Origin of the sequence: Streptomyces sp. NPDC006925 (assembly GCF_042869575.1) — a bacterium.
In the GTDB taxonomy this organism is placed as follows: domain Bacteria; phylum Actinomycetota; class Actinomycetes; order Streptomycetales; family Streptomycetaceae; genus Streptomyces.
Map to the genome: position 1 here is coordinate 94,777 of NZ_JBIAGB010000012.1, position 12,943 is coordinate 107,719.

Here is a 12,943-nt window from a genome sequence, read left to right on the forward strand (position 1 = left end):
GTGCGGCGAACGGAGCAACCGGCGGGGCCGGGGCCCGTGCCGCGCGTCTCCCGCCACCGCGGCGTGCCCCTTAACGTGGCCCTTTCCGCCGCCTTAAGAGCGCCCTAAGGACTCCGGCAGATGTCCGCAAGGCGGCATTTGCCCGACTCGACGTCAGTAACGTGCTGCTCGCTCCATCCAGCGGATCCCCCACGGAACGAGGCAGCAACACGATGACGAACACCGCAGGCCACCGCCGCCGCACCAGCCGGGCCGCCAGGACGGCCATGGGCGCCGCCGCCGTGGCGCTCGTGGCGGGCGGCGGCTTCCTGCTCGCGGGCAACGCGACGGCGGGCGAGGAAGCGGCGGCCGACGCGTCCGGCACGCCCTTCGCGCCGTACGTCGACACCTCGTTGCAGCCCTCCTACGACCTTGTGAAGAGCGCCGAGCGGACCGGCGTGCAGGAGTACAACCTCGCCTTCGTCACCAGCGGCGGCGGCTGCGTCCCGAAGTGGGGCGGCGGCCAGGAGCTCGAGGACGACCCCGTCGCCCGGCAGATCCCCGACCTGCGGGCCGAGGGCGGCGACGTGCGCGTCTCGTTCGGCGGCGCCACCGGGACCGAGCTCGGTACGGCCTGCGACTCGGCGGACGAGCTCGCCGCGGCGTACGGCAAGGTCGTCGACACCTTCGACCTCACGAAGATCGACCTGGACATCGAGGGCGCGGCCCTGCCCGACACCCGGGCCAACGAGCGGCGCGCCAAGGCGGTCGCCGCGCTCCAGAAGAGCCACCAGGACCTGGACGTCTCCTACACCCTGCCGGTGATGCCCGAGGGGCTCACCGCACCCGGCGTGAAGCTGCTGGAGAACGCCGAGGCCAACGGCGTGCGGGTGTCGGCGGTCAACATCATGGCGATGGACTACGGCTCCTCCTACGACGGCGACATGGGCGAATACGCCACCCAGGCGGCCACCGCGGCCCACGAGCAGGTCGCCGCCGCGCTCGGGCTGGACGACGAGGCGGCCTGGAAGGCGCTGGCCGTCACCCCGATGATCGGCGTCAACGACGTCAATGTGGAGGTCTTCACGCCCGAGGACGCCGCGCAGGTCCGCGCGTTCGCCGACGAACACGGGATGGGCCGGCTCTCCATGTGGTCCGGCACCCGGGACAAGCCGTGCCCCGGCGGTCCCAAGGACCAGGCCGACCCGACCTGTTCCAGCATCGAGCAGAGCCCCGACGACTTCAGCAAGGCGTTCGCCGGCTGACCCGGACTCCCCCACGGCCACCCCCCACGGCCACCCCCCACCGGACGGGGCGCGACGGCACCCACCCCCCCCCACACCGCTGTCGCGCCCCGTCCTTCCGCCGTCCTTCGGCCCGCACCCCTCCTGCTGCCGGGTGCGGTTGTAGTTGAATGTTCTCCTCGCCCGGGTCCCGCGGGGCCGGGGCCCGCGGCAGGGGAGGGCAGCATGGCAGCAGTACGCGGCGGACGGGCCCGCAGGAGCGCACGGTCCGGGCCGACCCTGGAGGAGGTCGCCCGCCGCGCCGGAGTGGGCCGCGGCACCGTCTCCCGGGTCGTCAACGGCTCCGCCCGGGTCAGCGACCGCACCCGCGCCGCGGTCGAGGACGCCGTCGCCGAACTGGGCTACGTGCCCGACCGGGTGGCCCGTGCCCTGGCGGCGGGCAGCGCGGACACCGTCGCGCTGGTGGTGCCCGAATCGGAGTCCCGGTTCTTCACCGAGCCCTACTTCCCGGCGATCGTGCGCGGCATCGGCGCCGAACTCGCCCGCGCGGACATGCAACTGCTGCTCACCCTGCTGCACGGCCCGAAGGAGCGGGATCGCTTCGCGCAGTACGCCGCCTCCCACCACATCGACGGGGTGCTGCTGGTCTCCGTGCACGCCGACCACACGCTGCCCGATCTGCTGGCCCGGTCCGAGATCCCCGCCGTGCTGGGCGGCCGGCGGCGGGCCGCGGAAACCGTGCCGTACGTCGACTGCGACAACACCGGCGGTGCCCGCTCCGCCGTCGGCCACCTGCTGGCGCGGGGGCGCGGCACCATCGCCACGGTCACCGGGCCCGACGACGTGTACGCGGCCCGCTGCCGCACCGACGGCTACCGCGAGGCGCTGCGCGCGGCGGACCAGCCGCTGGACGAGTCCCTGCTGGCCTGCGGCGATTTCACCGAGGAGGGCGGGGAGCTGGCGATGCGGCAGCTCCTGGAACGCACCCCGGGGCTCGACGCCGTCTTCTGCGCCTCGGACGTGATGGCCGCGGGCGCGCGCCGCGCACTGCGCGCCGCGGGCCGGTCGGTGCCGGACGACGTCGCGATGGTCGGGTTCGACGACTCGGTCGTCGCCCGCCACACGGATCCGCCGCTGACCACCGTCCGCCAGCCGATCGGAGCCATGGGCGGGGAGATGGCCCGGGTGCTGCTGGAGCTGCTGGGCAAGTGGACACCCGGCGCCTCCGGTGCGGACGCCGGTGCGCGACCGGCCGGGGAGGGAGCCGACAGCCTGCACCGCGTGCTGCCCACCGAACTGGTGACCCGCGCCTCCTCCTGACGGAAGCTCACGTCACCCCATAGGCGGCGCTCCGGGTGCGCCGGTGCCGCGGGGGCCGTTGCATCGCAGACATGGCTCGCACCGGGACCGGCAACACCCGGACGACCGCGGCACCTCGGCGCCGCAGTCGTCCCCTGGTCGGCTGCACCTTGGCAGCCGTCACCCTCCTCGCCCTGCCCGCACCCTTCCTCGCCCTCACCGCCACGTCCTCGCACAGCCCCGCCCCCCAGCGGTCCGGCAGCTCGGCTCCGTCCGCCGCGCCCGCCGCACCTCACGCACCTGAGGCCTCCGGCCCGCCGGCACCGGGCGGTGCGGAGCCGCAGAGCGACGGCAGGCGGACCGGCGCACCCCGCCTCGTCGCACCTCCCGGCCTCCCGGGCGCCCCCGGCGCGGACATCGGCTCCGGAGCTGATCGCAGCCCCGGCGTCGGCCGCGGGTCCGGCGCGGACATCGGCGACGGCGCCGCCCGGCCGTCCGGGCCCTCGGACGCGCCCTCCGGAACTCCCGGGGACACCGGGCCTCCTGGGGCCCCCGGACCGTCGGGCGACCCCGGCGACCCCGGAGCGCCCGGAGACACAGGTGCTCCGCGCGGGGAGTCGGACCCGGCCGGACCGTCCGCACCCGCGGACCCACCGTCGACGGCGGAGAGCGGATGGGTCTCGCCCGTGACCGAGTTCCCGGTGCGGATCTCGCAGGCGTACGGGGTCAAGGGCGGCTGGGCGGCGGGCTACCACACCGGGGTCGACCTGGCGGTCCGGGTGGGCACCCCGGTGCGGTCCGTCGGGCCGGGGACGGTCGTGGCCGCCGGGTGGGCCGGCGACTACGGGAAGGCGGTGACCGTGCGGATGGAGGACGGCAAGTACCTCCTCTTCGCGCATCTCTCGGAGGTCTTCGTCCGGGAAGGAGCCGCGGTGCGCGCCGGGACCTGGCTCGGCCGCTCGGGCAACACGGGCCACTCCACCGGCCCGCATCTGCACTTCGAGGTGCGCGAGCAGCGCGGCTACGGTTCGGACGTCGACCCCGTGCGCTACCTCGCCGACCACGGTGTACGCCTCGGCTGAGGGCGGTCGTCCGGGGCCGGGGCCCCGGACGGGAGGAGTCGCCCGGGTGCGCGGGGCGCGCCCGCGGTCCACTCCGGCCCGGCCGGGTGCCGGTCACCGGCCGAGCCGGTCCAGTACGCGGTCCGGGCGGCAGATGTCGCACACGCGCGCCTCCGCGGTGCGGGCCAGCAGCTCCACCGCCTCCCGGGCGGTGACGCGCCGGGTGAGCCAGCCGTCGCGGGCCTGCCAGCAGTCCCGGCGGTGCAGGCACCACCAGGGCTCCGCGTCGCCGGTACCGCGCACGCGGACGGCCAGCCACTGGCGGCCCGCGACCGCACCGGCCGTCGGCACCGCGGCGTAGCTCTCGCCGGGGATCGGGGCGATGTCCTCGGCCGCGACGCTGATCGCGGTGGGTGCGCTCTTGGGCTCGGCGTGCCCGTCGGGGTGCTGGTGGCGGCTCGGCAGGATCGCCTCGCACTCGTACCACCAGTGGCCGTCGGGTGTGCGGGACCGGCCGGTGACGACCACGTCCAACTCCTGTCCGTCCGGCATCCGGGCCCGCGCCCACGGGCCCGCACGCTCACGCCACTCACTCACGTTCCGAATATTAGTTCGAATGGAACGGGAGTGCGCCGTCCGGGTTCATTCCGCCCCGCGTTGTCGTGTTGTACCAAAAAGTGACACTTCGGCCGCCATGGTGGTGCCTCGTCCAACCCAACCCTCGGAGGTTCACATGCGTATGCGCACGCTCGCGCGTTCCGTCGCCGTCGGCTTCGCCGTCCTGGGCCTGGCCGGTGCCGGCGCCGGCTCGGCCGCCGCCTGGCCGAAGGGGCACCAGTACAACTGGGTGCACGAGTCGGTCAACAAGGAGATCAAGAAGATCTCCATCTCCGACGACGACAAGATCATCAGCGACTCGGTCATCTTCGTCTTCGGCCCGATGCAGAACGACTGACCCGAGTACCTTCCCCTGGCAGAGACCAGCTCTGCCTGCCCGTCAGCACTGCGTTCCCGTCTCCCCGCAGGGAGGCCGGGAACGCAGTGTTTTTCGCGGCCTCCGGCGGCTCGCGCCACTCCCGGCGCCCCGTCCTCCCGGCTGCCGGGCGGCTCCGGCCCGTCCCGCGGGTCCTGGCCGGGTCCGGAGTCGTGGACGGTCCCGGTGCACTGCCGCCGCGAGCCGGACGCGGCCCGCTACCGCTGTGTGCCGGTCCGCTCGGCGCCGCGGCCGTCGTCCTGTCCGGAGTCCGCGCCGTCCCGGCCGGGCTCCGCGTCCCGCTGTGCGGACTCCGCGCGGTTCTGCTCCCCGCCGGATTCCGTGTCGTCCGGTCCGCGGCCGGCGTCCGCCGTCCTCCCGGTCTTCCGCGCCCCGGTGCCGAAGGGCCACCGGGGGCCGCGGTCGTCGTCCGGGATGCCCACGAGTTCCTCGACGTCGAACAGCCGGGCGATGGGCACGTCCGAGCTGCTGTGGGCGACGATCGAGAAGGCGATGGTGACCGCGATGAGGGTGAACGCCTCCTCCCCGTGCGGGATACCGGCCTGGAGCACCAGCAGTCCGTAGACCACCGAGGCGAAGCCCTTGGGGCCGAACCAGGCCGCTGTCAGCTTCTCCCGCTGGTCGAAGGACGTACCAAGCAGCGACAGCAGCAGCGAGGCCGGGCGGATCAGGACGATCGCCAGCACGGCGACCACGTACCCGCCGAAGGACAGGTCCCCGAACAGCTCCCCGGTCAGCAGCGCTCCGAAGATCAGCAGCGCGGCGAACTTGGCCAGTTCGGCCAGCGAGTCGCCCAGCGGTTCGAACGCCTGCTTGGCCTCGGGGGAGACGGCCGCGAGCACCGAGCCCGCGCTGAAGGCGGCCAGGTAGGAGTTGGCGTGGGTCAGCGCACACACGGCGTACAGGATCACGCCGATGGCCAGCGGCCCCAGCGGCTGCAGCTTCGGTTCGGCACCCAGCAGCCGGAACCGCAGCAGCCCGTTGACGAGCAGCGGGGCCGCGATGCCGAAGGCCAGCCCGAGCACCAGCTCCAGGGCGATGCTGCCGGCCGAGGCGTGCTCGCTGTGTCCGCTGGGTGCGGCGGCGGCCAGGAAGATCAGCACGAACGGCAGCGCCAGCCCGTCGTTTATGCCGCTTTCCACGTTGAGGAGCTGCCGGAGCCGGGACGGCACCCGGCGGTGCCCGACGATGGCGGAGGCGAAGACCGGGTCGGTGGGGGAGAGCACCGCGCCGACGAGGAAGGAGGTGGTCCAGTCGAAGCCGACCAGCCAGTGGGTGAGCAGCGCGATACCGAGGAAGGCCAGCGGCATGCCCAGACCGAGCGCCCGGGCCGGGCTCTTCCAGCGCTCGCGCAGGTCGGCGAAGCGGACGTGCATGCCGTCGGTGAACAGCACGGCGAAGAGCGCCAGATCGGCCGTGACGCGGACGATGTCGCTCTCCGGTGCGACGTGGATGAGCCCGAGCGCCCCGTCCCCGACCAGCGCGCCGCCCGCCAGGAACAGCAGCGAGGTGGAGAGCACCGAGCGCGCGGCCAGCCCGGACAGCAGTACGGCGACCAGCAGCGCGATGCCGAAGACCATGACCAAGACCAAGAGAGCAACCCCCGCCGCGCTGAGTCGTGCACACAAGCAAGAGGCCCTGTGACCCGCGTTTCCGCCGGCCACAGGGCCTCCGAGAGAAGGGTGATCGACGGGACTTGAACCCGCGACATCCTGGACCACAACCAGGTGCTCTACCAACTGAGCTACGACCACCACGTCCGGTGCGGAAGAGAAGATCTTCCCTGACCGGCCGCTACGAGTGTACAGGGTCCGGCGCCGTGCTCGCGCACAGGTTTCCGGCTCCGGGCCCGGCAGGGGTGCTGCCGGGCCCGGAAAGCCCTCCGGTCAGTCCGCCGGGGGCAGCACGTGCCGGGCCGCGATCTTCTTCGCCGTCTCCGAGTCCGGCCCCGGCTGGGGCACGAAGACGGCCTCCCGGTAGTAGCGCAGTTCCGCGATGGACTCGCGGATGTCGGCCAGCGCCCGGTGGTTGCCGTTCTTCTCCGGGCTGTTGTAGTAGGCACGCGGGTACCAGCGGCGGGCCAGCTCCTTGACCGAGGAGACATCCACGATGCGGTAGTGCAGGTGGCTGTCGAGCGCGGCCATGTCGCGGGCGAGGAAGCCGCGGTCGGTGCTGACGGAGTTGCCGCACAGCGGCGCCCGGCGGGCGTCGGGCACCCACTCGCGCACGTAGCCCAGGACCCGGGCCTCGGCGTCGGCCAGCGTCGTGCCGTCGTCCAGCTCCTCCAGCAGGCCGGAGGCGGTGTGCATCTCGCGCACCACCTCCGGCATCGCCTCCAGGGCGTGCGCGGGCGGGCGGATCACGATGTCCACGCCGTCGCCGAGTACGTTCAGCTCCGAGTCGGTCACCAGCGCGGCCACCTCGATGAGCGCGTCATCGGACAGCGAGAGGCCGGTCATCTCGCAGTCGATCCACACCATGCGATCGTTCATGCTCTTCACAGTACGTGACCCGGCCCGCTCAGCTCGTCCCACGGCCGCGCTGGCCGGGAACCCGCGGGGCGAACGCGTCCGATTCCGGTTTGCCCTGTTCCGAGCGGTTGTGCGGAGTGCTTCGGTACTCCCTCACTTCCTGTCGGGTCTCCTGCCTGGTGCCGTACGCCGACGGCCCGCCGGCCGCGCCCGACTCGTGGCCGCCCGGATGCGCTGGATGCCCCGAGTGTCCCGGGTGCCCGGGGTGTCCCGAGTGCCCTGCCGGTCCGGCGGGGCCGGGCTGGCCGTACCCCTGCCCCGGCCCGGAGTGCTGGGACTGATGGGACTGGTGGGGCAGGCGCAGCGGACCTTCGCCGCCCTGGCCGCCCGGGCCCAAAACCCCGTTCCCGGCGCTTCCCGCTGCTCCCGGCGGCGCCCCCGCACCCTCGTGCGCCTGCTCCCCGTCCGGCCGGCGCGCGCGGTACGCCGCCCGGTAGGCGGCGGGCGAGGCGCCGAGCTGGCGGCGGAAGTGGCCGCGCAGCGCGACGGGTGAGCGGAAGCCGCAGCGGCCCGCCACCTCGTCCACGGAGTAGTCCGACGTCTCCAGCAGGCGCTGCGCCTGGAGCACGCGCTGGGTGATCAGCCACTGCAGTGGAGCGCTCCCAGTGAGAGACCGGAAGCGCCGGTCGAAGGTGCGGCGACTCATGTACGCGCGCGCGGCGAGCGTCTCCACGTCGAACTGCTCGTGGAGGTGCTCCAGCGCCCAGGCGACGACCTCGGCGAGCGGGTCGGCGCCGATCTCCTCTGGTAAGGAGCGGTCCAGGTGGCGAGGATGACCGCCGGTCTCCTGGCCGTTGCCGCGGCGCGGCGGGACGACCAGCCTGCGGGCCAGTGCACCGGCCGCCTCGGCCCCGTGGTCGCTCCGTACGACGTGCAGGCACAGGTCTATGCCCGCGGCCGTACCGGCGGAGGTGAGGATGTCCCCGTCGTCCACGAACAGTTCGCGCGGATCGACGTGGACGGCCGGGTAGCGCTTGGCCAGCGTGGGTGCGTACATCCAGTGGGTGGTGGCCGGGCGCCCGTCCAGCAGCCCGGCCGCTGCGAGGACGAAGGCGCCGGTGCACAGGCCTATGACGCGGGCCCCCTCCTCGTGTGCCCTGCGCAGCGCCTCCAGCGCCCCCGGTGGTGGCGGCTGGGTGATGGAGCGCCAGGCGGGCACGACCACGGTGCCCGCGCGGGAGATCGCCTCCAGCCCGAACGGCGCGCTCAACTGGAGCCCGCCGGTGGTGCGCAGTGGTCCGTCCTCGCCCGCGCAGACGAGCAGCCTGTAGCGCGGTACTCCGGCGTCTTGGCGGTCGATTCCGAAGACGGAGAGCGGGATGGAACTCTCGAAGATGGGACCACCGCTGAAGAGCAACACCGCCACGATCTCGCGCCGGCGGCGCGCGGCCAGCTTGCGGGTCTCGACTGGGCCGTTCGTGGAGTCCTGGCTCATTGGAACTAAGCCCCCCTCAATCGTTGTGTTCCTCTCGGTCCATACACATCTCCCCCGCTCTCCCCCGCAGTGAAAGCCAAGATCGAATCTACTGCGTCGGATGAGGTGGGCGGTGCAAGTTCGGCATCCGGCGCTATGTCGATAAGGCAACTTGGCGTGAAGCATTCGATCACGAAGCGTTTCACTCAACTGCGCTGCAGGGAAGTACGCATGCCCTCTCTGCCCCATCAACGTAGGGTGCACACCCGCGTGACGCTCCTTTCCTCCCTGGTGGCAGGGGGTCGGGCAGGAGAGGTGGCACAGGTTCTGATGCCGTGCCAAGTTGGCTGAAATTCGAGGGGGATCAGACGTGCGATTCGGTCACACGCGTGGTGCGACGTCGTGACTCCAGAGGCGCATGAGGTATATGTGACGCGTGAGGTGCGCTCAGCGTGTACAACATGCGACGGTGCGTGACATTTTGTGGCTCTGTGCGCGCCGGTGTGTGCCGGTGTGCGCCGTGAGGGACGGTCTCGCGCCAACGCAATGATCGGGACAGAATGCCTCCGGCGCACCACCTGGCGCCGGGTGTTCCGGGTGCGCGGCGCGACAGGGGCGCTCCCACGGCGCGTGACCGGTGCGACACGCGGGGTACCCGGGGCGGTGGGCCGGGCGGTTCCGCGCCACTTCCGACGGCGGGCCTGTTACGCGTCGGTCAAGGAGGCGCGTAAGGGGCGTAACGCGGCATTGCGCTGCGGCCCGCGCTCAGGCATGCTCCGGGGTCAACCGCTCCCGGCACCCGCTCCGCATTGCCTGGGCAAGCGGGGAGTGCGGTCGTACCCTTTGGGTAAGGGACTTGGGAAGACGATTCCCGGTCTTCGTGAGAGGCCGTGCAGCACCCAGCAGATCCGTCCGAGCAGATCCGAGAGAGCGCAAGCCGTCCGTCGTCCCTCTGCACAGAGGACTCACTTCGCCGAGACAGTCATGGCAGGACACGAGATCCCTGAACCAGCAGACCGCAGGCAGGTCGCCGACTCCACGGCGATCCCCGAAGCGGCGGACGAGACGCGCCACTCCTGCGATCCGGCGTTCCAGCACGGCGTCGTCGTCGGTTTCGACGGCTCGGTCTCCAGCGAGCGCGCTCTGGCGTACGCCATCGGCATGGCCTACCGCTCCGGCTCCGGTCTGATCATCGTCCATGTCGCCAACCGGCTGCCCACCACGGTGTGGGCGGGGTGCGAACCACCCGTCTTCGTCGACGTCCCCGACCACCGCACCGAAGTGCTCGGGTTGGAACTCGCCTGCGCCGAGCATCTGGCGGAGGTGCCCTGGGTCCTGGTGGAGCGGGGCGGTGACATCTGCCACGAACTGGAGGAGGTCGGCAGCGAGTACGCGGCCGACGCCATCGTGGTCGGCTCGACGCACGGACTCGTGGGACGGATCTTCGGCTCGGTCGCGGGGCGCCTCGCGCGGCGGGCCCAGCGCCCGGTCATCGTCGTCCCCTGACACCATCCCGCGCTGTGCGCCCGGCGCAGGCACGCTGTGCGCCCCAGCCCGCCGTGGGCCGCGGCACCCGGACCCCTGGAGTCGTGGCTGCTCCCCATCCTCGCGCCGCCGGTGCCGTTTCGCCGCGTTCCCGGGGTGCCGCCGCGTGCCGTCGCGTTTTCAGGTGCCGTTTCGCCGGGACCGTCGGCTTCTGCACGCCTCGGCCGACTCCCTTGCGGGGGAGTCGACTTCGACCGCACCCGGGCTCGTCCCCGGGTGAGCCGCGCGGTCGGCGCGGCCCGGAGGGCATCGACAAATCTACCCACCCGTAGAGGTGGGTTGTGCGCTTGTGAGGGGCATACAGACAGCACACGGGTGGCCGAGACCCGAGGGCGCGCCACCGGGCGGGAGGTGACGGTCCCGTCCGGTGGCCCACCCGCCGGCGTAATGGGCGACGCCGGCACAGGGGAGGCGGGATCCCGCGCGGATGGTGGCCCGCGCGGGATCCCGCCCATCCGGGCGACCGCACCCGGTGACGTGGACGGACCGCTCCTACTCCACGGTGACCGACTTGGCCAGGTTCCGGGGCTTGTCGATGTCCCGTCCCAGGGCGAGCGCCGTGTGGTACGCCAGCAGCTGCAGCGGGATGCCCATCAGGATCGGGTCCAGCTCGTCCTCGTTCTTCGGCACCAGGATGGTGTGGTCGGCCTTCTCCTGCTCCTGGTGGGCCACGGCCAGGATGCGACCGCTGCGTGCCTTGATCTCCTCCAGCGCCGCCCGGTTCTTCTCCAGCAGATCGTCCTCGGGCACGATCGCGACCGTCGGCATCGCGGGCTCGATCAGCGCCAGCGGTCCGTGCTTGAGCTCGGAGGCCGGGTACGCCTCGGCGTGGATGTAGGAGACCTCCTTCAGCTTGAGGGACGCCTCCAGGGCCACGGGGTAGCCGCGCACCCGCCCGATGAAGAGCATGGAGCGGGCGTCGGCGTACAGCTTCGCCAGCTTCTCGATCTCCGGCTCCTGCTTGAGGATCTCGGCGATCTGGTCGGGCAGCCGGCGCAGCCCCTCGATGATGCGCTTGCCGTCCTTGACCGACAGGTCGCGGATGCGGCCCAGGTGCAGCGCGAGGAGTCCGAAGGCGACCACCGTGTTGGTGAAGCACTTGGTGGACACGACGCAGACCTCGGGCCCGGCGTGCACGTAGACCCCGCCATCGGCCTCCCGTGCGATGGCCGAGCCGACGACGTTGATGACCCCGAGCACCCGGGCGCCCTTGCGCTTGAGCTCCTGCACGGCGGCGAGCGCGTCGTAGGTCTCCCCGGACTGCGAGACGGCGATGTAGAGCGTGTCGGGGTCCACCACCGCGTTGCGGTACCGGAACTCGCTGGCGGGCTCCGCGTCGGCGGGGATGCGGGCCAGCTCCTCGATCATCTGCGCGCCGATGAGACCGGCGTGATACGAGGTGCCACAGCCGAGGATCTTCACCCGGCGCACGGCGCGGGCCTCGCGCGGGTCGAGGTTGAGGCCGCCGAGGTGCACGGTGGCGAACCGGTCGTCGATGCGCCCGGCCAGCACCCGGTCCACCGCGTCTGCCTGCTCGGCGATCTCCTTGTGCATGTAGGTGTCGTGGCCGCCCAGGTCGTAGGACTCGGCGGCGTACTCCACCGTCTCCGGGGAAGAGGAGGTGCGGGAGCCCTCGGTGGTGTAGGTGCGGTAGTCACCGGCCTTGATGGTGGCCATCTCGCCGTCGTCCAGCGTGACCACCTGGCGGGTGTGCGAGACCAGCGCGGCGACGTCCGAGGCGACGAACATCTCGTTCTCGCCGATGCCCAGCACCACGGGCGAGCCGTTGCGCGCCACCACGATGCGGTCCGGGAAGTCGGCGTGCAGCACGGCGATGCCGTAGGTGCCCTCGACGTGGCGCAGCGCCTCCTGGACGCGCGCCTCCAGCCGCTCGGCCTGCGCCGCGGCGATCAGGTGGGCCAGCACCTCGGTGTCGGTGTCGGAGACGAAGGTGACGCCCTCCGCCGTGAGCTTGGCGCGCAGTTCGGCGGCGTTGTCGATGATGCCGTTGTGGACGACGGCGACCTTCTCGGCCGGGTCCAGATGCGGGTGGGCGTTGACGTCGTTGGGCACGCCGTGGGTGGCCCAGCGGGTGTGGGCGATCCCGGCGCTCCCGGTGAACCGCTTGGGGACGCGCTCCTCCAGGTCCCGGACCCGGCCCTTGGTCTTGGCGGTCTTCAGCCCGCCCGCCTTGCCGCCCGTACCGGTCTGGATGGCGATGCCCGCCGAGTCGTAGCCGCGGTACTCCAGTCGCTGGAGGCCCTCCAGCAGGAGCGGGGCGGTGTCACGCTTACCGATATACCCGACAATTCCGCACATGCTGCTGATGCCCTGCCTCTCTGTCGTGCCGTTGAGGGTGGTCTGCTTCTGCCGGCGCTGCTCCGCGCTCAGCCGTACACGATGCGGCGGAGCTGTCTGAGGGACAGCTCGGGCGGCGCGACGGCCCGGTGCGGCAGCTCGGCCTCGATACGTTCGAAGATCTCCGGGTTCGCCAGGCCCTTGGCCTGGAGCTCGCGGTGCCGACGGCGGACGAACTCGGCGGCCGTCTCGTCGAAGTACGACAGGACGTCCAGCACCACCCGGACCGCCTCGCCGCGCTGCAGTGGCGTGGTGCGGACCAGGTGGTCGATGAGGTCGTCGTGGACCGGTGTCGGGGCGTCGAGCACCCGTCGATACTGCGGTTTCCACGCCTCGATCGCAAGAAATCTGCCCGATAGCGGGCACGGCGTGGCGAAAACGGGCCAGAAAAGGTACGTACCGATCCCTTCCCGGCTTCATGTGCGGCCGTCAGTATGACGAAGTGTCCTGAACACGGCTTTCGTTGAGAGTGCGCCACCCCGGTGAAGGACCGTTCACCCGGGCCCGCCGCGGATCCC

At 72.1% G+C, this 12,943-nt stretch carries 11 protein-coding genes and 1 tRNA gene; 5 read left to right on the forward strand and 7 right to left on the reverse strand.

The genetic code is table 11. The annotated features are described in order from the left end of the window. The first annotated feature begins 212 nt into the window (after positions 1-212). From ACFYNS_RS18170 to ACFYNS_RS18180, 3 genes are all read left to right on the forward strand, one after another. Entirely contained in the window at positions 213-1,244 is a 1,032-nt protein-coding gene (locus ACFYNS_RS18170; protein WP_360299622.1) for a chitinase, read from the forward strand. Positions 1,245-1,448: 204 nt separating this feature from the next. Then, positions 1,449-2,543 (forward strand): LacI family DNA-binding transcriptional regulator, encoded by a 1,095-nt coding sequence (locus ACFYNS_RS18175; RefSeq protein ID WP_360299625.1) that lies wholly within the window; start codon positions 1,449-1,451, stop codon positions 2,541-2,543. 665 nt (positions 2,544-3,208) lie between these two features. Continuing rightward, positions 3,209-3,604 carry a M23 family metallopeptidase gene (locus tag ACFYNS_RS18180; protein WP_360299277.1) on the forward strand — a complete coding sequence of 132 codons (396 nt, stop codon included), beginning with the start codon at positions 3,209-3,211 and terminating at the stop codon, positions 3,602-3,604. A 93-nt stretch (positions 3,605-3,697) separates the two neighbouring features. Here ACFYNS_RS18180 and ACFYNS_RS18185 read toward each other — a convergent pair whose 3' ends face one another. After that, complete coding sequence (locus ACFYNS_RS18185) at positions 3,698-4,180, reverse strand: DUF6233 domain-containing protein (RefSeq protein ID WP_360299275.1); 483 nt, start codon at positions 4,178-4,180, stop codon at positions 3,698-3,700. A 136-nt stretch (positions 4,181-4,316) separates the two neighbouring features. Between ACFYNS_RS18185 and ACFYNS_RS18190 the strand changes: the two genes are divergently transcribed. After that, a complete protein-coding gene (locus ACFYNS_RS18190; RefSeq protein WP_360299273.1) occupies positions 4,317-4,538 on the forward strand; it encodes a hypothetical protein in 222 nt (73 codons plus the stop codon). Between the two features lie 236 nt (positions 4,539-4,774). Here the strand turns inward: ACFYNS_RS18190 and ACFYNS_RS18195 are convergent, their stop codons facing one another. The 4 genes from ACFYNS_RS18195 to ACFYNS_RS18210 all read right to left on the reverse strand — a co-directional run bounded on the left by ACFYNS_RS18195 (position 4,775) and on the right by ACFYNS_RS18210 (position 8,543). Further along, positions 4,775-6,169, reverse strand: coding sequence for a cation:proton antiporter (locus tag ACFYNS_RS18195; protein ID WP_388603803.1), 1,395 nt, complete (start codon positions 6,167-6,169; stop codon positions 4,775-4,777). 89 nt (positions 6,170-6,258) lie between these two features. Further along, positions 6,259-6,331, reverse strand: a tRNA-His gene (locus ACFYNS_RS18200). Between the two features lie 132 nt (positions 6,332-6,463). Next, positions 6,464-7,069: an oligoribonuclease gene (gene orn, locus ACFYNS_RS18205; RefSeq protein ID WP_360299269.1), complete on the reverse strand. Its 606-nt coding sequence runs from the start codon at positions 7,067-7,069 to the stop codon at positions 6,464-6,466. Between the two features lie 28 nt (positions 7,070-7,097). After that, positions 7,098-8,543, reverse strand: coding sequence for a helix-turn-helix domain-containing protein (locus tag ACFYNS_RS18210; protein ID WP_360299267.1), 1,446 nt, complete (start codon positions 8,541-8,543; stop codon positions 7,098-7,100). A 963-nt stretch (positions 8,544-9,506) separates the two neighbouring features. On the opposite strand from ACFYNS_RS18210, the gene ACFYNS_RS18215 reads away from it, so the two are divergent. Further along, the gene (locus ACFYNS_RS18215; RefSeq protein WP_360299264.1) at positions 9,507-10,028 is read left to right on the forward strand and encodes a universal stress protein; all 522 of its coding nucleotides are present in this window, start codon (positions 9,507-9,509) and stop codon (positions 10,026-10,028) included. A gap of 531 nt (positions 10,029-10,559) precedes the next feature. Here ACFYNS_RS18215 and glmS read toward each other — a convergent pair. Both glmS and ACFYNS_RS18225 read right to left on the reverse strand, forming a co-directional pair. Then, the gene (glmS, locus tag ACFYNS_RS18220; RefSeq protein WP_019357088.1) at positions 10,560-12,386 is read right to left on the reverse strand and encodes a glutamine--fructose-6-phosphate transaminase (isomerizing); all 1,827 of its coding nucleotides are present in this window, start codon (positions 12,384-12,386) and stop codon (positions 10,560-10,562) included. A 68-nt stretch (positions 12,387-12,454) separates the two neighbouring features. Then, positions 12,455-12,733 carry a hypothetical protein gene (locus ACFYNS_RS18225; protein ID WP_019357089.1) on the reverse strand — a complete coding sequence of 93 codons (279 nt, stop codon included), beginning with the start codon at positions 12,731-12,733 and terminating at the stop codon, positions 12,455-12,457. Positions 12,734-12,943 lie beyond the last annotated feature (210 nt).